Consider the following 20,401-nt stretch of genomic DNA (forward strand, 5'->3'; position numbering starts at 1 on the left):
ATGGGAGGCTCCCGTTTGTCTGATAGGTACCGTCAGACAGCCGGGGCTGGGGAAGATTCCTTGAGTTCCCCTATTTGTCGGGGACAGAGCCTAAAAAAAAGCGCCCGAAGGCGCTTTTTTCATTCATGGCGGCCGGGTTGGCCGCCACTACCTGCTTAGAACTTGTAGTTATAAGCGAGACCGATCAACTGCATGCGGGTCTTGAACAGGCCCTTGGTGGTTTCACCGTTGCCGGTGCAGCCAGTCATGACGGGCGAGCAGTCATTCTTGTAGTTGACTTCAGCATCCTTGAAGTCGATATAGCTGTAGGCCAGGTCGATCGAGGAATTGGCGTTCAGCTTCCAGTTCGCGCCGATCGAATACTGCATGCGGTCGCTGTCCGGCAAGGCCGGGTGGCGCAGTTCGGCGCTGCGGACCGGCGCCTGGTCGTGGGCGATACCGGCGCGCAGCATCAGGCTTTCGCTGTACTTGTAGTTGGTACCCAGCGACACGCGGTAGGTATCCTTCCAGTTCTGGCGAATGCGCTCGGCGCCTTCGGCCGTCGGCGGGAACTGGATGTCCAGGTTCTGCAGGCGCGAAGTGCGGGTCCAGGTGACGTCGCCCATCAAGGCCCATTTATCATCCATCTGATGGAAGGCGTTGATCGACAGGGTTTCCGGCGTGCGCAATTCCACCAGCGCTTCCGAATTGACCTTGTTCGACGCCTTGGCGATGAAGGCGTTCACGGCCGGGTTGCCCGTCACTTGCGAGAAGTCCCAGATGGTGCTGCCCTTGAGCTTGTGCGAAATCGACGAGCGGTAAGCGATACCGAAACGCGTGCCTTCGTTCAGCTGGTACAGATAGCCCAGGTTGAAGCCGAAGCCCCAGTCATGGCCGTCCATCGAGGCGTGGCCATCCTTGATCGGGCCCTGCAGCGCGGCGCCCGCAGCTTGCGCCGCGGCCAGGCCCTGCGTCTTGGCGATATTGGCCAGGAAGGCCTGCGATGCGGTTGGTGCAAACTTGCCCAGGTAGGCAACCGAACCCGGCACGTCCACGCCCTGGCCCAGTTCCGCCTTCATGTATTCGGCCGTCACGCCGAAGCCGAACGAGTGGTGCTGGTCCAGCTTGAACGATACGGAAGGATTCAGGGCGATGGCTTCGAGCTTGATATTCGTGATCGCGTAGCGGCCATACCAGTCGTTGCCGTAGTCGAGCTTGGCGCCATACGGCACGAACAGGCCCGCGCCGACGGTCCACTGCTCATTGATTTTCTTGCTGGCGTACAGCGCTGGCGCGAACACGGCGTCCGGCGCGTAGTCCTTGGTTTCCGCGTAAGGCGTGCGGTTGCCCGGGAAGAAAGGCTTCGAACCCGAATCCTGGTAGGTCGAATGCGGTACCACGAGGGTGCCGCCGCCCACGAATTGCGTGCCTTCCAGGCGCGACATGCCGGCCGGATTGTAGAAAATGGTCGATGCGTCGGCCGCTTCGGCGCCGCTGGCATCGGCCGTGCCCTGGGCGGAAACGCTTTGCGAGCCGAAACGGTAGCCCGATGCTTGTGCGGTGGAAGAGATGCCGGCGAACGCGGCAACGATCAAAAGGGGCAGATATTTATGTTTCAAGTTAGTCTCTCTTTATTATATGAAGTGTCTTCGTCACATTATCCCGGGTAGTTCAACCTCACCCGTCCTGCATTGTTCTTGCCGCCGTGAACTCCAATTCACTGACGGCATGAGCGAAGCATATAATATTTTTTAGAAAAAAGCGAACGTTCGCTCTTTTTATGAAACGGCGTTGTTTTCCACGCCAATCACGACGTTCTACAGTGCCGGCGCCGGGGCTGGCAGCGGTATCAGGAAGCGCTGGTGCATCAGCGCCAGCATCTGTTCGGCCGGCACCGGGCGCGAGATGAAATAGCCCTGCACTTCATTGCACTGCAGCGCGCGCAGGATGTCGAGCTGCTCGCGCGTCTCCACCCCTTCGGCCACCACGCTCATGCCCAGCGCATGCGCCATCGACAGGATGGCGCGCACGAAGACCTCGCCCTGCTCCGAGCGGCCCAGTTCCATGGTGAAGGCGCGGTCGATCTTCAAGCCATCCATGGCGAACTTCTGCAGCTGCGACAGCGAGGAGTATCCCGTGCCGAAATCGTCGACCAGCAGGCGCACGCCCAGCGCGCGGATGGCCGACAGCTGCTCCACGGCACGGTTCTGTTCATCCATCATGGCCGATTCCGTGATTTCCACCTCGATCAGCCGCGCATCGATGCGGTGGCGCGTCAGCGCGGACGCCAGCACCTGGTGCACGTCGCCACGGCCGAACTGGCGCGCCGAGACGTTGATGGACACGGGCACCAGTTCCAGCCCGCTGGCCTGCCAGCGCGCCATCTGCAGGCATACCTTCTCGATGACGACCTCGCCCAGCTGCGAAATCAGGCCGCTGCTCTCGGCCACGGGGATGAATTCCAGCGGCGGCACCATGCCGTGCTGCGGATGCTGCCAGCGCACCAGCGCCTCCATGCTGCACAGCTGCCCGCTCATGGCGTCGACGCGCGGCTGGTAGACGACGAGGAACTGGTCCTGCTCCAGCGCCGTCACCAGGCTTTGCTCCAGTTCGCGGCGGTTGCGGATGGTTTCGAACAATTCCGGCTGGAAGAAGCGGTGATGGCCCTTGCCCGCCACTTTCACGGCGTACATGGCGATATCGGCGTTCTTCAGCAGCACTTCCGTCTCGGCGCCATCGCGCGGATACAGGCTGATGCCGATCGAGGCGCCCATCTTGTGGCGCTCGCTGCCCAGGTAAAACGGTTCATCGAAGGCGATGGCGATGCGCTGCGCCACCTGTTCGGCGCGGCTGTCGTCCTCCACCGGGTCGAGCACGACGACGAATTCATCGCCGCCCAGGCGCACCACGTGGTCGCCCGGGCGCAGCACCGCCTTCAGGCGCAGCGAGGCGGCGCGCAGTACCTTGTCGCCCTCGGCATGGCCCTGCGTGTCGTTGATATCCTTGAACCCGTCGAGGTCGATGAACAGCAGCGCCAGCATGTGCCGCGCGATGGCGGCGCGCCCCAGGGCGCCGGGCAGGAATTGCTGCAGCCAGTAGCGGTTGGGCAAGCCCGTCAAGCCGTCCTCGTTGGCCAGGCGGCGCAAGTCGCGCTCGTGTTCCTTGGCCGTGCTGATGTCTTGCAGGGTGACGGCCAGGCGGTCGCCGCTGCGCACCAGGCGCCGGCGTATCCAGCGCAGCTTGAACGGGTTTCCTTCCGGCAACTCGATCTCTTCCTCGGAAAAGCCGGACTGCATGGCGGCCCGGTAATTGTGGATCAGGTCGCGGAAATACGGCTCGTGGGCGCGCGACTGCAGGCGCATGCCCAGCAACTGTTCCCGGCGCACGCCGAAGTAGCCGGCGCCCGGCTCGTTGCAGTCGACGATCTCGAAATCGAGGATGCTGCCATCGCTGCCGCGCAGGGCGGCGATGATATAAAAGCCATCGCTGGTGCCTTCGGTGGCCATGCGGTAGGCATTGCGCACGCCTTCGGACTGGTGGTGGCGCCACGCCAGGCGCAGCGACAGCATGGTGGCGACGGCGGCAAAGGCCAGCAGCAGCACGGTGACGGCCAGCGCGATGCCGATATAAATGGTGCGCGTTTCCTCGTAGGGGTGCAGCATCTCGCCGTCCGACAGGCCGACCACGGCCGTAAACGGATAGGCTTTCAGCGCCTGCCAGCCCACATAGCGGCTTTGCTTGTCAGAAAAGGCGATCCTGCCGCCCGAATGCAGGGCACCGCTCTCCGTTTCCAGGAAACTCGTGTCGAGAAACGGCGTGCCCTCGCCGCTCTGGCTCGGCAGCACGCGCGAACCGAGGCGCGTGCTGAACAGCTCGCCCTCCTCGCCCACCATGGCGGACATGCCGAACTTGCCGAAATTGACGCTGTTATAGAATTCGGAAAAATAGCTGGAATGGATGGAGATGAGCAGCACGCCGTCGAAATTGCCATCCTCGTCTTCCAGCCGGCGCGTGAAATGCACGAGGCTTTCGCCGGCGCCCGGGGTTGCCGCAGCCGCCTCGCTGGCGGCATTGGTCTTTCCCAGCGCGATGCGCAGGGCGCTGGAATTGCTGCGCCAATGGCGCAGCAGGAAATCGCTGCGCTCGTTGACGCGCAGGCGCTGCAGCGGCGCCGTGGCCGTCACGGGATGGCCCTTGCGGTCGAGGATGGCGACGATGGCAAATTGCGGCAAGGCATACATGCCCTGCGTCTTCAACTGGTCGAGGCGCAGACGGCCGCGCGAATTTTCCCACTCATACTTGAGCTGCAAGGTCAGCTGGTCCATCTGCTCGAGGGTGCGCAGCAGGTACTGGCTGTAAGCCTTGGCCTGCGAGGAGACGCTGTCGAGCGCCTGCTGCTGCGCCACCTTCTTTTCCGCCTCCAGCTGCAGCAGGGTAGCCGTCCACAGCACCGCGCACAGGACCAGCCCCAGCAAGGGCCAGGCCAGGATCAGGCGCAGGTTGGCCTTGAGAAAATCGGCCCTGCTCATCTCCACCACGGCGGCGTTATTATTATTTACAAATTGTCGCAAGAACATGAGGATTAACAGGACCGTCTATTTATTGTGTCAAAACAGGAAGAATTTCCACGGAGACATAGAAGTTACCACACGGATATCGATACGTGTAATAGGTTTCACTTTGTCTAATCAAATTATGCTAGTCGCATAGGCTTGTGTTGGTTACAATCCATATCCGGCTGGTGATCGACGTCCTCTTTCGCTAGCTGGGCCCTGTCCCGTTGGAGAAATAGATGCAGCAATACCAAGATTTGATTAAGACCGTTCTCAAAACAGGCAGCTGGCAAGACAATCGCACGGGCATCCGCACCTTGAGCGTGCCTGGCGCCATGATGCGTTTCGACTTGGCCAATGGTATATTTCCTGCCGTGACAACCAAGAAACTGGCTTTCAAATCTGTGATCGGGGAATTATGCGCTTTCCTACGCGCCTCGCGCAACGCAGCAGAGTTCCGTGCATTGGGCTGTAAAGTTTGGGATCAAAATGCCAACGAAAACGCACAATGGCTATCTAATCCTTATCGCGAAGGCGAGGATGACCTTGGTCCAATATATGGCGTACAGTGGCGCAACTGGCCAGCATACAAACTACTTGACGCTTGTAAGCATGCGCAAATTAGCGATGCCGAATCTAAAGGATTCAAGATCGTTGATAAAATGATAGAAGACGGCGTGCAAAAAGTGCTGCTGTACAAGGCCGTCGACCAGCTGCGCGAATGCCTGGACACCATCATGACCAATCCCGGCAGCCGCCGCATCCTGTTCCACGGCTGGAATCCGGCCGTGCTGGACGCCGTCGCCCTGCCCGCCTGCCACTTGCTGTACCAGTTCATCCCGAACGCCAGCACGCGCGAGATCTCGCTGTGTTTATATGTGCGCAGCAACGATATCGGCCTGGGCACGCCGTTCAACATCGCCGAAGGCGCGGCCCTGCTGCACCTGGTGGCGCGCCTGACGGGCTACACGCCGCGCTGGTTCACCTATTTCATCGGCGACGCGCACATCTATGAAAACCACCTCGACATGGTGGAAGAGCAACTCAAGCGCACGCCGTTCCCGGCGCCCCGTTTCGTCATTTCCGACCGCGTGCCCGACTACGCCAAGACGGGCAAGTACGAGCCGGAATGGCTGGAAAAGATCGAACCGTCGGATTTCTCGCTGGAAGGCTATGAACACCATGCGCCCATCAAGGCGGCGATGGCCGTCTGATGGCGGTGGCACCGCTGGCCGCCCTGCACCGCAAGCTGTTTGACGAAACGGATGGCAGCAAGTTTGCCCGGCTGAAAGAGCGGCTGCTGAAAAAGCATGCTCCCGACGAGCGGCAAGCCGTGCTTGCCATCCTGACCGCCTACGCCAGGGAAGGCCAGCTGCTGCACTGGCGCGCCTTCCTGATGACGGATATCGTGCAATTGGCGCAAGCCAATGAACATACGGCATTTTTTGCATGGGGGTTGGCGCAGCCCGAGCTGGCCTACCGGGCCGTCGATGGCATGCTGAAAAGCATAGGCAAGGATGCTTATGCGCCGCTGGCGGCGCTGGCAGCGTCCGGCGCCGCGAGCCTGGAAGTGCGCGCCAAGGCGATCAAGAGCCTGGCCGTCTTCAGCCGCCAGCCTTTCGACATGGGTTTGCCGCATGACCCCGGCCACTGGAAGCCCGACAGCCTCCCGCTAGCTGCCGTGCTGGCCTGGCAACGCGATGGCTACCCGGATGGCGCAGGCCATGCGGCGCCCGCCACCCACGCGGCGCTCGATGAGCCGCGCACGCCGCTGGAAAAAGCTGCTGCCAGGCTGGAGAAAAAACTGGCGGCGCGGCGCAAAAAGGAGCAGGACCTGGCACAGCCATCGAACTGGCTGACCATCGCCAGCGCCGCCGACATGGCCGGCATCGCGCAGCGCTGGGCCTTGCCGGAGCAGTACCGGCGCTTCCTCGCTTGCCATTCACCGCTGCGGGTGTTGCTCGACAGCCCACGGTATTTCCAGGGCTTGAGCCTGTACGGCGCGGCCGAGCTGGTCAAGGCCCAGTACGGTTACGCCTGGGATGCCGTCAGCGGCGCCGCCATCGCCGGCTGGCCGGAACAATACCTGGTGATCGCCGACGCGGGCGCCGATCCGTATTGCCTGGACCTGGGCGCCATTGCCGGCGGCGATGCGCCCGTGTACACGGCCGAACACGGCATGGGCACATGGCGCTTCGAGCGCCATGCGGACAGTTTCATCGACTTCCTGAACGAGATCGCGGCAGCGGCCTAGCCTGCTTCGCCTCCCGGTCCGCCCGGGCCGGGACCGCCTGGCCCGCGTCCGCCCGGCGGGCCGAAACGCGGTTCGCGCTCGCCCTCTTTCGCCGCCGAGGTGGCGCCGCCCAGGCGGTACGACAGCCCCACATAAATCATCCGTCCATCGAAGCGCCGCGTGCTCGTCTCGCGCAGGGAGGCGCTGTTGATGACGGTTTCCATCTTGTTGCTGCTGAACACATCGGTCACATTCATGACCAGGCTCAATTGCGGCGTCACCGTGTGGCGTAGACTGAGGTTCAAGGTATTGTTCGGCGAGCGGTAGCCCTGTCCCGACAGCATCTTGCCTTGCATTTGCAGGGCCAGTTGCAGCTGGTTGGCGGGATTGATCTGGTAATTGAGTCGCGCGCGGCCGCTCAGGGCATTCGCCGTGCGCGTGCTGCGGTTGCCCAGGTCGTCGGAACTGGTTTGCTGGCTGCGCGCCAGGTTGCCGCTCGTGTTCAGGGTCAATGATGGCGTGAGCTTGCCGCTGACGCTGAACTCCAGGCCGCTCGAATGGCTGCCTTCGCCGTTTTCGCGCGTCGTCAACAACACGTTGTCGCTGATGAAATAACGGTAATCGACGATGGCATCCGTGTCGCGGCGGTGGTAGGCGCGCAAGCTGCTTTCCAGGCCAAACAATCTGGTTTCATAGCCGACCTCGAACGAATCCGTCTGCGTGGGTTTCAGCTTCGGGTTGCCGGCCGACACATTGAACTCATCGCGGTAGATCACGTACGGATTCAGGTCGCCCGCGCTCGGGCGGCGCAGGCGGTGCGCATAGCTGAAGCGCAGGTTGCTCTCGTCGCTGACCTTATACGTGGCGAACAGGCTGGGAATGTAGTTGATGTAATTGTTGCCGGCCTCGACGCCGCTGGTGATCTGGCGCACGTTCAAGTCCGTGTATTCGGCGCGCAAGCCGGCCAGCGCGCCCCAGCGCTCGCTCAGGCGCATCTGGTACGAGCCGTACAGCGCGATGGTGCGTTCGTCGAGCTCGAAACGGTTGCTGCGCATGGGGTTGACGGTCTCGGCCAGGCTGGCCGGGTTGATGTCCGTGTACAGGGTGTCGAAACTGCTCTTGTTGTCGACCACCTTGTAACCGAGCTTGGCCGTACCGCCCGCCAGCGGACGCTCGTAGTCGCCGCTGAAGTCGACGATGCGGTTGCCCGTCTCGCTGTGCTGGCGCGCGCGGCTGTCGAAGGCATTCACGGGCGCGACCGCGTAGGTATTGACGTAATCGCTGTCGCTCTCGTTGGTCGATGACGACACGCGCAGGTCGATCTTGAGGGTTTCGCCCGGCAATTCTCCCTTGTGGTCGTAGCGCGCGCCCCAGCTGTAGTTGCGGCTGTCGCCGTTGCGCACGGTGCTGCGCACATAGTCGCCGATGGTGCTGCCCGTGCTGTCGCCATTGATGTAGCGGTCGAGCGAGCGCTGGTCGTTGCTGCGCCCGTTATACGACACGCTGGCGGCCAGGGTGTCATTCGCGTTCAGGTTGTAATTGACGGTGCCGTGTAAGCCCAGCGAGTCGTTCAAGCCATTGTTGGTGGACTGCTGGCTGCTGGGGGCAAACGCGCCCGTGCCACGCTCCAGGCGCTCGCGGCTGACCTCGCCCACGGAATTGCGGCCGTCATGGCGCACATTGATGCCGCCCTGGTAGCCCCACGGCCCTTCGTTATAGGTGCCGGAGACGGAGCTGTTGTAGCGTCCGGCAATGCCCGCATTCGCGTTGACGGTGGCAAAACCGCCCGGCTTGCGGTTGCGCCGCATCACTAGGTTCAGGATCGGGCCGCCACCGGCCTCGTTGCCGAACTGGGCGCCGGGATTGTTGATCACTTCCACGGATTCGATATCGTCGGCGGCCATGGCGTTCAGGGTGGCGCCGCGCGAATCGCCCTGCAGCATGGCCGACGGCTTGCCATCGATCAAGATCTGCACATTGCTGCTGCCGCGCAGGGAGACGGCCCCATCGGGATCGACGGCCACCGACGGCACATTGTTCAAGGCATCGGCCGCCGTGCCAATGCTGCTGCCCACGTCGGACTTGACGTCGTAGACTTGCCGGTCGATGCGGCCCGTGGGACGTTCGGCCGTCACGCTGACGGAAGGCGGAGACCCGGCGGCCGGCGCCGGCTTGACGGCAGTATCGCCGGTGACGGTTTGCGCCTGGACAGCGGCGCCGGAGACGAGCAGGCTGCTGCCCGCCAGGCAATGAAAAAGAAGTTTATGCATTTGGCTAAAAGATAATCGAGACGCTACGGATGAGGCACTACGCCGCAGCGTGAGAGCACATGTGTGGGCACAGTTCAAGCATGCCACGATTGCAAGGAGCAAAGCAAATGCGAACCATTGTTATTTACTTCAATTTACAAATCTCTTGCACTTGTGGCCGTACAGCCTCATCCGTTAACCTTTGCGCTACCTTTGCGCTACCTCAGCAAGCCATTGCCGCGCGCCAGCTTCAGCCAGCCCGGATATTCCGTCATCAATAAATCATACAGTTCTGCATCGCTGTGCTCGTCGGGCGAACTGACGGAAAAGTAGTTGGCATTGTCGACCAGGCGTCCCTGCAATTCGTCGAGCTTTTCCAGAAACGGGAAGTCGGAATCGGCAAAGGCGGCGAGGAACTTGCTTTTCGACTTGCGCCCCTTGCCGATGCCCATGAATTGCCAGAAGATGGGCTCGTTACTCGCCCAGCGCAACTGTTTCTCCGTCGTCGCCTGGTCGCTGGTGCCGCCATCGGTGACGAACATGACGTACACGGGCAACTCGGCCGCGACGGGCCGCGTGCGCTCGCCGCCACGGGCATCAGGAAAATAAAACGCGCGGATCGCCTGCATCGCGGCGCCATAGCGCGTGTCGCCTTCCAGCGGATGGCGCTGTATGGCCTGGCCCACATAGGTATTGCAGTTACTCAAGGCCATCGGTGCCGGATGGTGGACGTTCTTGCCAAAAAGAAAGACGTCGATCTCGCCGTCGTCGTCGAACTTGCAGCCCAGGGCCAGGATGCGCTCGGCAAAGCGCTGCACCAGCCCCTCTTTATACAGCCGTCCCATGGAGCCGGAAATATCGAGGCACAGACAGACCTTGGCGCGGTGGTCAAGCAGGCCCACTTTTTGCAAGGACACGCCCGCCTGCTTGACCAGGCTGACCAGTTGCGGCGCCTCGCGTTCGACCCGCTTTTCCAGGTTGATCTTTGCCTGCATGACGGCCGAAGCCGCCGCGGCAGGAGCGGCAGGGGTTGCCTGGTCGACTTCGCCGCCGAAATGCTGCACCAGCGCATCGAGTCCCCCATTGAAGCCCTGGCCCACGGCCATGCAGCGCCAGCCGCCATCCTTGCGGTAAATTTCTGCCAGCATGACGGCTTTTTCTTGCGCAAAATCAGACCCGGCAAAGGCAAAGCGGGCCAGTTCGCGTGCGCCCGCCTGCAGGCGCACGTGGCCCGATTGCAGTTGCGACATCACGCCGCCGCCATCGATGGAGGCCGTCACGACGAGGCGGTCGATTTCGGCCGGCAAGCGCGCCAACTGCAAGGCAAACGCGGCCATGTCGCCACCGCTGCCGGCGCGCGCTTCCACGCCACCGCACGGCGTGCGCGGCTGATTGAAAAAGGTCATGTAGCGCTCGTCGGACAGCTTGCCGTTGGCATCGAGGCCGAAGCAGGCCACGTCGAGCGCCAGGCCCTGGGCGGCGACGCCGACCTGCAAGACGCCATCGGGAACGAGATTGGCCAGCGGCAAGCGCTGACCCTTGCTCAAGGTTTCCATCAGTATCTCCTAGACAATGTAACGGCGCGGATTGTCCGCGTTGCAATCTTCTTCGTCTTCCTTGTCCTCGCCCTTGAAGACGACGGGACCGTTGAAGGCCAGTTGCAGGTTCTCGCCCTGCCAGCTCAGCCACGGCGTCGCTTCGCTGCCCGGTTCGGACGTCTTGCCGGACGGCTCGAGAATGATGCTGTCGGGCGTGACGCGCGCCATGCCGATCACATAGGTGTAGACGGAATCGTCGTCGGCAGCCTTGGACAGGCGGAAATCGAAGTCGCACTCGACGATCTGCTGGCCATACTGCATGACCATCTTCGGCCGCATGGAGGCGACGGAAACGGCGCCATTGGCCACCGCCGAGTACACGCTGAAGACGAGGCCCACCGTGCCGCCGTAATGTTGCGCCAGCGCAGGATTGACTTCCACCGTTTCCGTGGCCGGCTCCTTGTCGGATGCGCCCGCCACGTCGCCCAGGTGGCGCACGAAAGGCATGCTGTCGAAGTTCCCGGCCGCGTCCGGCGCCTGGATGAAACGCATCTGGCCGTTCGGCAAGAGGATGCCGACCCGCAAATCGAGGTCGTCGTTATCGTCGTCGCCATCGCCGTTATCGACCCAGGCAGCCTTGACGGTGAGTTTGCTCGGCGCGCCCGCGCCCTTCTCCAGCGACACCTTGTGCGTCTGCCCCGCCTTGGTCAGCGAAATTTTCGACAAGGAAATCTTGGGTGCCGGCGCCGGTTCCGCTGCCGCCTGCGCCACTTCGCCGCCGAAATGCGCGACCAGTGCATCGAGGCCGCCATTGAAACCCTGGCCCACGGCCATGAAGCGCCAGCCGCCATCCTTGCGGTAGAACTCGCCCAGCATGACGGCTTTTTCTTGCGCAAAATCAGATCCTGCATACGCAAAGCGGGCCAATTCTCTCCCGCCGTCGAGCAGGCGCAGGTAGCCGCTGCCCAGCTGCGCCATGGTGGCCGCCCCATCGATGGCGGCCGTCACGACGAGGCGTTCGATGGCAGCAGGCAAACGGTCCAGCTGGTAGCTGAAACCGGCCGCATCGCCGGACGGCGCCGACATTTCCACGCCCCCGCACGGCGTGCGCGGCTGGTTAAAGAAAGTCATGTAGCGGTCATCGGACAGTTTACCGGCGGCATCGAGGCCGAAACAGGCAAAATCCAGCGCCACGCCGGCGCTGGCAAGGCCCAGTTGCACGACGTTGCCCGTGACGAGGCCGGACAGCGCCAGGCGCTGCCCCTTGATCAGGTTTTCCATGGAATCAGGTAGATAAGAAGGGGGATACAAAGGAGAAGCAAAACCGGGCAGCGTGGCCGCCCGGCAAAGGTACGCCCTTTCAGGCGTCAACATGCTTTTTACGCATTAATACCAAAGGAACGGGCCAGTGGGCCCAGGCCGCCTTTGAAACCCTGGCCGATGGCCTTGAATTTCCATTCGCTGCCGGCGCGGTAGATTTCGCCGAAGATCATGGCCGCTTCCGTCGAGCCGTCTTCCGACAGGTCGTAGCGGGCGATTTCCGCGCCGTTGTCGCCGTTCAGGCAGCGGATGTAGGCCTTGCCGACCATGCCGAAGTTCTGCTTGCGGTTTTCCGCGTCGTGGATGGTGACGGCCACGGCGATCTTGTCGATGTCGGCGGGTACATTGGCCAGGTCGACGGCGACTTTCTCGTCGTCGCCGTCGCCGCCGCCCGTGGTGTTGTCGCCCGCGTGGACGATGGAGCCGTCAGCCGACTTCAGGTTGTTGTAAAAAATGAAATCAGCGTCGGAACGGGCCTTGCCGTCCGTTTTCAGCAGGAAGGCGCTGCCGTCCAGGTCGAAAGCGGCGCCATCGGTGGCGCGCGGGTCCCAACCCAGGCCAATCACGATTTTCTTCAAGCCGGGAGCTTCCTTGCTCAGGTTGACATTGCCGCCTTTTTGCAAACTGATCGCCATGGTGTTTCCTCTTTAATGTGTGGGTTGCATTCGGTGTTTCAGGTCACCTCGCCGGTACCCCGGCTTGATGAGCCATGAGCCTACCATAAAGTTCCTGCTTGTCAGCCGCGCACTATTGAAAATAATGCCATGCGGAAAATACCGTACGGCTGCCCCGATGCGCAAAATGACGGATAATGCCGCTCGACGAAAATTTTCACCCTCATGAGCGACCTGAACCCGGGATGTCCTTGAATAAGATACAACTCGACTGCATCCCCGGCACCCTGTGCGATGAACGCCTGTGGTCGCGCCTGGCGCCTGCCCTGGGCGGCGCCTTTGATCTACATCACGTGCCCCTGCACCAGGCGCGTACGCGCCCGCAGATGCAATCGATGATCGCCAGCCACAGTGCGCCCCAAGCCCACCTGGTGGGTTTTTCGCTGGGCGCCTACCTGGCGCTCGAACATGCGCTGGCGCAGCCGCAGCGCGTGCAGTCCTTGATTTTGATCGCCAATTCGGCCAAAGGTTTGCTGCCGGCGGAAATCGAAGCGCGCCAGCGCATCGTCGCCATGCTCGAGCGCAATGCCTATGCGGGCATCACGCGCCAGCGCCTGCGCGAACTGCTGCATCCCGCGCACCTGCAGGACGCGGCCATCACGGGCCTGATCCGGCAAATGGGCCTGGACCTGGGCAAGGACGTGCTGCTGGCGCAATTCATCACCACCATAGACCGCCCCGACCTGATGGCACGCCTGCCGGAACTCAGCTGTCCCGTGCTGATCGTGGGCGCCGAAGACGACAAGCTCGTCCATCCCGACGATTTGCGCGCCATGGCGGCCCGCCTGCCGCAAGCCACCTTGCACTTGCTGAAAGACAACACCGGCCACATGATTCCGCTGGAAGCGCCGGGTCCGCTGGCCGACGCCATGCGTGCGCATCTGGAGGCTGCCGGCAATTTCAACGATAATGACGGGCATCGGGCCATGCCCCAACTACTTTGACAGAAGCAATGAGCCATTTGACCATCATCGTCGCCACCGACCAGCAAGGCGGCATCGGCATCAACAATACCTTGCCCTGGAAACTGCCGGAAGACCTGGCGCACTTCAAGCGTCTGACGACGGGCCACCCCATCCTCATGGGCCGCAAGACCTTCGATTCCATCGGCCGGCCGCTGCCGAACCGCCGCAACATCGTTATCACGCGCAATGCCGACTGGCGCCATGAAGGCGTGGAAGCGGTCTCGTCGGTGGAAGCGGCCATCGCCCTGCTCGATGGCGCGGAAGGCTATGTCATCGGCGGCGCGGAAATCTACCAGCAGGCATTGCCTCTGACACAACGTTTGATCGTCACGGAAATCGGCCAGAGCTTTGATTGCGACGCGTTCTTCCCTGCTGTTGATCATGCCGTATGGCAAGAAACCGCGCGCGAGGCGCATGTTTCGGAGAAATCCGGCCTGCCTTACGCCTTTGTCACGCTGCAACGCAAAGCCTGATAAGGTTATATTGATAGCCAGAATGTTGCTGTAATACCCCTGTCATACCCATACGTCACGCTAGCGTACGCTTGTGACGCTTCGGGGTGATATTTTTTTCCCGCAGACGCCGCATTTCTGCGAGAATCCCGTTCTTATTTTTTTTCTGCGGCTGCCGGGTTGTACCACCGCCTGACCGTCGCGCCCTAGTCCGCCCCTTCACATCTGTCAGGGGCGGCTTGCTTTTTTGGAGACATGCATGAAATTTCGTTTCCCCATCGTCATCATTGACGAGGATTTCCGTTCTGAAAATACGTCCGGCCTGGGCATTCGCGCCCTTGCCGCCGCAATGGAAAAAGAAGGCATGGAAGTGCTGGGCGTGACCAGCTACGGCGATTTGTCGCAATTTGCCCAGCAACAATCGCGCGCGTCAGCCTTCGTGCTGTCGATCGACGATGAAGAATTCGGCGGCGGTTCCATCGAGGAAACCGACCATGCCTTGAAATCGCTGCGCGCCTTCGTCGAGGAAATCCGCTACAAGAACGCCGACATCCCCATTTATCTGTACGGCGAAACGCGCACTTCGCGCCATATTCCCAACGATATCCTGCGCGAACTGCATGGTTTCATCCACATGTTCGAAGATACGCCGGAATTCGTCGCGCGCCACATCATCCGCGAAGCGAAATCCTATCTGGATGGCCTGTCGCCGCCGTTCTTCCGCGCGCTGGTGCATTACGCCAACGACGGTTCCTATTCGTGGCACTGCCCCGGCCACTCGGGCGGCGTGGCTTTCCTGAAGTCGCCGATCGGCCAGATGTTCCACCAGTTCTTCGGTGAAAACATGCTGCGCGCCGACGTCTGCAACGCCGTCGAGGAACTGGGCCAGCTGCTCGACCATACGGGCCCTGTCGCCGCGTCCGAACGCAATGCGGCGCGCATCTTCAATGCCGATCATTGCTATTTTGTCACCAACGGTACCTCGACCTCGAACAAGATGGTGTGGCACTCGACCGTGGCACCGGGCGACATCGTCGTCGTCGACCGCAATTGCCACAAGTCAATCTTGCACTCGATCATCATGTGCGGCGCGATTCCCGTGTTCCTGATGCCGACGCGCAATCACCTGGGCATCATCGGTCCCATTCCGCTGCATGAATTCACCCCAGAAAGCATTGCCCGCAAGATCGAAGCGAATCCGTTCGCGCGCGAAGCAAAGAACAAGAAGCCGCGCATCCTGACCATCACGCAATCGACCTACGATGGCGTGATCTACAACGTGGAAACCCTGCGCGAAATGCTCGACGGCAAGATCGACACCCTGCACTTCGATGAAGCATGGCTGCCGCACGCCACCTTCCACGATTTCTACAAGAATATGCACGCCATCGGCAAGGACCGTCCGCGCGCCAAGGAATCGATGATCTTCTCGACCCAGTCCACGCACAAATTGCTGGCCGGCCTGTCGCAGGCCTCGCAAATCCTCGTGCGCGAATCGGACACGGTCAAGCTGGACCAGGATGCCTTCAACGAGGCTTACCTGATGCACACCTCGACTTCGCCGCAGTATTCCATCATCGCCTCGTGCGACGTGGCCGCGGCCATGATGGAAGCGCCGGGCGGCACGGCCCTGGTGGAAGAATCGATCATGGAAGCGCTCGATTTCCGCCGCGCCATGAAGAAGATCGACCAGGAATGGGGCCAGGACTGGTGGTTCCAGGTGTGGGGTCCGTCCAGCTTCAACGACGAAGGCATGGGCCAGCAGGAAGACTGGATGATACGCGCCGAGGATGACTGGCACGGCTTCGGCGACCTGGCCGCCGGCTTCAACATGCTCGACCCGATCAAGGCGACCATCGTCAACCCGGGCCTGTCGCTGGACGGCCAGTTCGGCGACACGGGCATCCCCGCCTCCATCGTCACCAAATACCTGGCCGAGCACGGCGTCATCATTGAAAAATGCGGCCTGTACTCGTTCTTCATCATGTTTACCATCGGCATCACCAAGGGCCGCTGGAATACCTTGCTGACGGCTTTGCAGCAGTTCAAGGACGACTACGACAAGAACCAGCCGATGTGGCGCATCCTGCCGGAATTCGCGGCGGCCAACCCGCGCTATGAAAAAATGGGCTTGCGCGACCTGTGCCAGCAAATCCACGATTTCTACAAGGCCTATGACGTGGCGCGTCTGACGACGGAAATGTATCTGTCGGACATGATCCCCGCCATGAAGCCGTCGGACGCGTTCGCCAAGATGGCGCACCGCGAAATCGAGCGCGTGGCCATCGACGAACTGGAAGGCCGCATCACGTCCATCCTGCTGACGCCGTATCCACCGGGCATTCCGCTGCTGATCCCGGGCGAGCGCTTCAACAAGACCATCGTCGACTACCTGCGCTTCGCGCGCGACTTCAACGAGCGCTTCCCGGGCTTCGAGACGGATGTGCATGGTCTGGTGAAACGCGAAGTCGATGGCAAGCGCGGTTACTTCGTCGACTGCGTCCGTCAGGACTAGAGCACCTAGAAAACGTCCATGGCGGCGTTGCATTGCCTCGCCGTACTATTCGTACTGTCTTCGGCAACGCGCCTTGCCCTGAACGTTTCTAGGCACTCTCGTGATGTTCGTTGAACTTCATTAAATAGCGCCGCCTGATGTGAGTCAGGCGGCGTTTTTCATTGTGGGCCTCCTGCGCACGCTTGCGCCAGATCAAACGGCTGGGGTATCGGACTCCTAAGATGGGCGACTCGTGCCCTCGTGATGGCTGGCATATGACGCTCAAGGTGTGGCTGGAAATCGTGCAGCAGGCGGCGGCTGGCAGTGGCGCCTTGCTGATGACGGCCTTGAAGCAGGCTCAGGTAACTGTAGCCCGGCGGCACGATGGCGAGGCGGACGCCGCAGGCATCGTGCTGTTTGCCGAGGCCGATGCCGCGCTGCTGCAGGCGCTGCCGGCGCTGTGCGGCCATGCCCGCGTGCTGGCCATTGCCGCCTGCGGCCAGGCCCCCAGCTGCGCGCAAAAGCGCGCGCTGATGGCCGCCGGCGCGCTCGATGTCCTGCTGTGGCCGGCGGGCAGCGTCGATACGGCCCAGGTGCTGGCGCGCCTGCAGCGCTGGCAAGCCGTGGCGCAGCTGCTGACGTCCGGCGCCGTGCGCCGGCAGCTGGTGGGCGACAGCGCGGCCTGGACCGCCCTGCTGCACCAGGTGGTGGAAATGGCCGCCTTCAGCCAGGCGTCGATGCTGATCATGGGCGAGACGGGCACGGGCAAGGATTTACTGGCGCAACTGGTGCACCGCCTCAGTAACTGCAGCGGCGACTTCACCATCCTCGACTGCACCACCCTGTCGCCGGACCTGGCTGGCAGCGAACTGTTCGGCCATGAACGAGGCGCCTTTACGGGCGCGGCGGCAGCGCGCGACGGCGCTTTCGCCCTCGCCGACGGCGGCGTGCTCTTCCTCGATGAAGTGGGCGAACTGCCGCTGCCACTGCAGGCGCAGCTGCTGCGCGCCATCCAGGAGCGCAAATACAAGCGCGTAGGCGGCAATACCTGGCAGCCAACCCAGTTTCGCCTCGTCTGCGCCACCAACCGCGAACTGGAAGACGAAGTGGCGCGCGGCGCCTTTCGCGCCGACCTGTATTACCGCATCGCCGGCTGGCGTTGCCAAACCCCGCCCCTGCGCGAGCGCCAGGACGACATCCTGCCGCTGGCCCGGCATTTCCTCGCCGAACTGGCGCAACAAGAGCCGCCCCCGCTGGACGCCGCCGTGCGCGAATACCTGCTGCTGCGCGATTATCCGGGCAATGTGCGCGAACTGCGCCAGACCGTCACGCGCATCTGGCACCGCCATTGCGGCCCCGGCCCCATCACCATCGGCGCCCTGCCCCCCGACGAACGGCTGCTGGCGCCGCGCTGGCCCGACCAGCATTTCGAAGCGGCCGTGCGGCGCGCCCTGGCCCAAGGCTGCAAGCTGTCGCACATCACGCGCTGCGCCACCGACGTGGCCATCCGCCTGGTGCTGGCGGAGGAACACGGCAACAACCAGCGCGCCGCCGCCCGCCTGGGCGTGACGGACCGCGCCCTGCAGATACGCCGCAAGGCGGCCGCCTGCGCGGCGCAAGCGGCTGCAGCCGCCACCCCGGCCTCGCCAGCGCCCCTTTGATCTGCCTCAAGCCAGCCCCGCCAGGCGCAAAAAATTGCCGCCCGTGATCAGCGCCGCATCGCGCGGCGGCAAGCCCAGCAAGTGAATCTTGTGCAATTCCAGCCCCGGATGCAGCCAGGGCCCGTCCGAACCGAACAAAACCTTGTGCGGCCCTGCGCGGCGCACGGCCTGCTCCAGCAAATCGTAGCGGCGCACGCCCGAGCTGTCCGTATGGATGTTGCGGTGGCGCGCCAGATGGTCGATCAGCGCCAGCTGGGCCGCCCAGTCGTCGCTGAAGCTGCCCAGGTGGGGCAGGATGAAGTTGACGTCAGGATACTGCTGCGCCAGCAGTTCGGCCACGGCCGCTTCGCCGGCCGGGTCATACAGCACGGGCAAGCCGAAGAAACGCGCCGCGTCGCATACTTCGCCGCTGATGCGCGCGTCAAACCGGTGCGCCTTGATGCCGACAAAGCCATACCGCTCGACGGCCGTGCGCACCAGGTCCATGATGCGGCCCCGGTCGCGCCGCGCATGCACGAAGGCAAAACCATAAAAACGCTGCGGATCGGAGGCGACCAGGCGCGCCACGCCGTGGTTGGCGATCGCGTAATCGGAGTGGAAGGCCGCGAACAGCACGCTGCGGGCGATGCCGGCCGCCTGGGCCCGGCGCAGATAGGCGTGCAGCGGCGCATCGCTGTCCCACGGCCCGCTCAAGCCGTCGCCCGGTCCCGCATGGCAGTGGCAATCGATGACCAGCGCCATGGCCGCCTCCTTCCTGCTCTCAATGCCAGTCGCCCATGACGACGATGCGGTTGCCGCGCCGGCGCCAGCGCCCGCTTTCCTCTTCCTGTTGCGGCGCAGGCGAGCGGAAATGCGGCAATTGCTGGTGCAGGGCCCGCGTCAGCGCGCTTTCCACGGCGCGCGCGCTGCCATCGCCGTCGGCCGCCAGGCGCGCCGCCTGTCCCGCGATCCGCACGAAGCGGCGCGCCAGCTCCAGTTCACGGTCGGCCGGCGCCTCGGCTGCCATTTCCAGCTCCAGCGCATTGCTGGCCGCGCGCCCCAGGGCAGAACCGAGCGCCGTGCCCACGCCCGGTATCGGGATCATCGAACCGAGGGCGCCGCCGACAAAGGGCAAGGCAGTCTTGGCCACGGCCTTCAAGGCGCCGCCCAGGGGCTTGGCCACCTTGGCGATGGTCGAACCCACTTTCTTGACGCCCTTCCAGACGCTCTTGAAGACATTGCCGAGAAACTGCTCCAGTTCCTCCTCGCTGGCCACTTCCAGCAATTCCATGGCCAGCTGCAGTTCTTCCTCTTCGCCGAAGACGGCCGGCGCCGCGCCCTTGCCGGGCCAGTCCTGGCCGAATTCCAGCACTTCAAACGCGGCGCCGGCCCGCTGCCGGCATTGCGCGCATGCGCATTCGAGTTGATGCATGATGCTCTCCTTCCAGTGATCAAGGCGTGGCTGCCGGGTCCACATTCAGCTCCACATTTCGCCGAGCACGGCCAGTTCCAGTTCGCGCCGCTGATTGGTCAGCACGCCGCGCTGGTTGGCGAACATGTCGTCGTGGATGCCCTGCTCGATGCGGCGCCGCTGCGCCGCCGAGGACAGGGGCGCCACATACACCTGGTGCCCGCTCAGGTCCACGCCCATCATCTGGCCGCACAGCCGGTGCTGCAGCAAACGCCGGTGCAGATCGTCCGTCTGGCCGCTGTAGGCGCGGCGCCGTCCGCCCGCATCGAATTCGATCACGTAAAGGCCCGGCCCCCGGCCATTCGGGTCGCGCAGGGCATTGGCCAGCGCCCCCAGTGCCAGGTAATTCAGTGCGGCCGCTTCCGGCACCCGGCCCATGGTGCCGGCCAGGGTCGGCGGGATCTCGCCCTGCTGCTGGCCGTCATCCTGTCCCTGGTCCTGCCCTTGATCCTGGTCAGGTTCCGGCTCCTGCTGGTCGCCGAAAGCCGGTTCCGCCACGGGATAGGCCGATGGATAGATGGCCGGGTAAACGGGAGCATAGCCGCCCCAGCCCCGGTAGCGCGGCGGCAGGTAGGGAAAGAGCGGCGGCGCGGGGCGCGGCGGCCGGCGCGCCGGATTCGCCTGGTAGCGTGGCGGCATGGGGCGGCGCGGGCCGCGCAGCGGGGGCCGCGCGCGCACGCCGCCGCCATGGCGCACGCTGCCGGGGCGCCAGCGCTCGCCTTCCCACTCGGACTCGGATTCACCCTCCTGCGCCCACTCCTGCTCCCACTCGTATTCACCTGCCGCTCCCGCTTGCCCGGCAAAGGGCAGCATTTCAAACGCGTCGTTCATAT

15 protein-coding genes are annotated in these 20,401 nt (G+C 63.0%); 6 read left to right on the forward strand and 9 right to left on the reverse strand.

Translation table 11 applies throughout. The features are described from left to right. Positions 1 to 155 precede the first annotated feature (155 nt). Both AC1RJW_RS28320 and AC1RJW_RS28325 read right to left on the reverse strand, forming a co-directional pair. Positions 156 to 1,598: an OmpP1/FadL family transporter gene (locus AC1RJW_RS28320; protein WP_493047879.1), complete on the reverse strand. Its 1,443-nt coding sequence runs from the start codon at positions 1,596 to 1,598 to the stop codon at positions 156 to 158. 198 nt (positions 1,599 to 1,796) lie between these two features. Beyond that, positions 1,797 to 4,508, reverse strand: coding sequence for a bifunctional diguanylate cyclase/phosphodiesterase (locus tag AC1RJW_RS28325; RefSeq protein ID WP_493047880.1), 2,712 nt, complete (start codon positions 4,506 to 4,508; stop codon positions 1,797 to 1,799). A gap of 263 nt (positions 4,509 to 4,771) precedes the next feature. On the opposite strand from AC1RJW_RS28325, the gene AC1RJW_RS28330 reads away from it, so the two are divergent. Together AC1RJW_RS28330 and AC1RJW_RS28335 are read left to right on the forward strand one after the other, a co-directional pair. Continuing rightward, positions 4,772 to 5,746: a thymidylate synthase gene (locus AC1RJW_RS28330; RefSeq protein ID WP_493047881.1), complete on the forward strand. Its 975-nt coding sequence runs from the start codon at positions 4,772 to 4,774 to the stop codon at positions 5,744 to 5,746. Beyond that, positions 5,746 to 6,786 (forward strand): SMI1/KNR4 family protein, encoded by a 1,041-nt coding sequence (locus AC1RJW_RS28335; protein ID WP_493047882.1) that lies wholly within the window; start codon positions 5,746 to 5,748, stop codon positions 6,784 to 6,786. The genes AC1RJW_RS28330 and AC1RJW_RS28335 overlap by 1 nt, the downstream gene beginning before the upstream one ends. Here the strand turns inward: AC1RJW_RS28335 and AC1RJW_RS28340 are convergent. The 4 genes from AC1RJW_RS28340 to AC1RJW_RS28355 all read right to left on the reverse strand — a co-directional run bounded on the left by AC1RJW_RS28340 (position 6,783) and on the right by AC1RJW_RS28355 (position 12,507). After that, positions 6,783 to 9,035: a TonB-dependent receptor domain-containing protein gene (locus tag AC1RJW_RS28340; protein WP_493047883.1), complete on the reverse strand. Its 2,253-nt coding sequence runs from the start codon at positions 9,033 to 9,035 to the stop codon at positions 6,783 to 6,785. The two genes, AC1RJW_RS28335 and AC1RJW_RS28340, sit on opposite strands and share 4 nt — an antisense overlap. Before the next feature lie 197 nt (positions 9,036 to 9,232). Then, positions 9,233 to 10,570 carry a VWA domain-containing protein gene (locus AC1RJW_RS28345; RefSeq protein ID WP_493047884.1) on the reverse strand — a complete coding sequence of 446 codons (1,338 nt, stop codon included), beginning with the start codon at positions 10,568 to 10,570 and terminating at the stop codon, positions 9,233 to 9,235. 9 nt (positions 10,571 to 10,579) lie between these two features. Next, positions 10,580 to 11,833 (reverse strand): TerD family protein, encoded by a 1,254-nt coding sequence (locus tag AC1RJW_RS28350; protein WP_493047885.1) that lies wholly within the window; start codon positions 11,831 to 11,833, stop codon positions 10,580 to 10,582. 98 nt (positions 11,834 to 11,931) lie between these two features. Then, entirely contained in the window at positions 11,932 to 12,507 is a 576-nt protein-coding gene (locus AC1RJW_RS28355; protein WP_034784423.1) for a TerD family protein, read from the reverse strand. A 224-nt stretch (positions 12,508 to 12,731) separates the two neighbouring features. Between AC1RJW_RS28355 and AC1RJW_RS28360 the strand changes: the two genes are divergently transcribed. From AC1RJW_RS28360 to AC1RJW_RS28375, 4 genes are all read left to right on the forward strand, one after another. Continuing rightward, the gene (locus tag AC1RJW_RS28360) at positions 12,732 to 13,490 is read left to right on the forward strand and encodes an alpha/beta fold hydrolase (RefSeq protein WP_493047886.1); all 759 of its coding nucleotides are present in this window, start codon (positions 12,732 to 12,734) and stop codon (positions 13,488 to 13,490) included. Between the two features lie 8 nt (positions 13,491 to 13,498). Then, positions 13,499 to 13,984 carry a dihydrofolate reductase gene (locus tag AC1RJW_RS28365; protein ID WP_493047887.1) on the forward strand — a complete coding sequence of 162 codons (486 nt, stop codon included), beginning with the start codon at positions 13,499 to 13,501 and terminating at the stop codon, positions 13,982 to 13,984. Between the two features lie 238 nt (positions 13,985 to 14,222). Then, entirely contained in the window at positions 14,223 to 16,478 is a 2,256-nt protein-coding gene (locus AC1RJW_RS28370) for an Orn/Lys/Arg family decarboxylase (protein ID WP_493047888.1), read from the forward strand. 254 nt (positions 16,479 to 16,732) lie between these two features. Next, positions 16,733 to 18,118: a sigma-54-dependent transcriptional regulator gene (locus AC1RJW_RS28375; RefSeq protein ID WP_493047889.1), complete on the forward strand. Its 1,386-nt coding sequence runs from the start codon at positions 16,733 to 16,735 to the stop codon at positions 18,116 to 18,118. Between the two features lie 6 nt (positions 18,119 to 18,124). Here AC1RJW_RS28375 and AC1RJW_RS28380 read toward each other — a convergent pair whose 3' ends face one another. The 3 genes from AC1RJW_RS28380 to AC1RJW_RS28390 are packed head-to-tail and all read right to left on the reverse strand — an operon-like array spanning position 18,125 to position 20,399. Beyond that, entirely contained in the window at positions 18,125 to 18,859 is a 735-nt protein-coding gene (locus tag AC1RJW_RS28380; RefSeq protein WP_493047890.1) for an amidohydrolase family protein, read from the reverse strand. Between the two features lie 19 nt (positions 18,860 to 18,878). Further along, positions 18,879 to 19,529: a hypothetical protein gene (locus AC1RJW_RS28385; RefSeq protein ID WP_493047892.1), complete on the reverse strand. Its 651-nt coding sequence runs from the start codon at positions 19,527 to 19,529 to the stop codon at positions 18,879 to 18,881. A gap of 45 nt (positions 19,530 to 19,574) precedes the next feature. Further along, positions 19,575 to 20,399 carry a hypothetical protein gene (locus tag AC1RJW_RS28390; RefSeq protein ID WP_493047893.1) on the reverse strand — a complete coding sequence of 275 codons (825 nt, stop codon included), beginning with the start codon at positions 20,397 to 20,399 and terminating at the stop codon, positions 19,575 to 19,577. Positions 20,400 to 20,401 lie beyond the last annotated feature (2 nt).

The sequence above is a fragment of the Janthinobacterium sp. GW822-FHT07A03 genome (assembly GCF_058798815.1).

Excerpts from the sequence above, each read along its gene's own strand:
- AC1RJW_RS28325 (WP_493047880.1), bottom strand. The coding sequence starts at position 4,508 with ATGAGCAGGGCCGATTTTCTCAAGGCCAACCTGCGCCTGATCCTGGCC.
- AC1RJW_RS28330 (WP_493047881.1), top strand. The coding sequence starts at position 4,772 with ATGCAGCAATACCAAGATTTGATTAAGACCGTTCTCAAAACAGGCAGC.
- AC1RJW_RS28335 (WP_493047882.1), top strand. The coding sequence starts at position 5,746 with ATGGCGGTGGCACCGCTGGCCGCCCTGCACCGCAAGCTGTTTGACGAA.
- AC1RJW_RS28340 (WP_493047883.1), bottom strand. The coding sequence starts at position 9,035 with ATGCATAAACTTCTTTTTCATTGCCTGGCGGGCAGCAGCCTGCTCGTC.
- AC1RJW_RS28345 (WP_493047884.1), bottom strand. The coding sequence starts at position 10,570 with ATGGAAACCTTGAGCAAGGGTCAGCGCTTGCCGCTGGCCAATCTCGTT.
- AC1RJW_RS28350 (WP_493047885.1), bottom strand. The coding sequence starts at position 11,833 with ATGGAAAACCTGATCAAGGGGCAGCGCCTGGCGCTGTCCGGCCTCGTC.
- AC1RJW_RS28355 (WP_034784423.1), bottom strand. The coding sequence starts at position 12,507 with ATGGCGATCAGTTTGCAAAAAGGCGGCAATGTCAACCTGAGCAAGGAA.
- AC1RJW_RS28360 (WP_493047886.1), top strand. The coding sequence starts at position 12,732 with ATGTCCTTGAATAAGATACAACTCGACTGCATCCCCGGCACCCTGTGC.
- AC1RJW_RS28365 (WP_493047887.1), top strand. The coding sequence starts at position 13,499 with ATGAGCCATTTGACCATCATCGTCGCCACCGACCAGCAAGGCGGCATC.
- AC1RJW_RS28370 (WP_493047888.1), top strand. The coding sequence starts at position 14,223 with ATGAAATTTCGTTTCCCCATCGTCATCATTGACGAGGATTTCCGTTCT.
- AC1RJW_RS28375 (WP_493047889.1), top strand. The coding sequence starts at position 16,733 with ATGACGCTCAAGGTGTGGCTGGAAATCGTGCAGCAGGCGGCGGCTGGC.
- AC1RJW_RS28380 (WP_493047890.1), bottom strand. The coding sequence starts at position 18,859 with ATGGCGCTGGTCATCGATTGCCACTGCCATGCGGGACCGGGCGACGGC.
- AC1RJW_RS28385 (WP_493047892.1), bottom strand. The coding sequence starts at position 19,529 with ATGCATCAACTCGAATGCGCATGCGCGCAATGCCGGCAGCGGGCCGGC.
- AC1RJW_RS28390 (WP_493047893.1), bottom strand. The coding sequence starts at position 20,399 with ATGAACGACGCGTTTGAAATGCTGCCCTTTGCCGGGCAAGCGGGAGCG.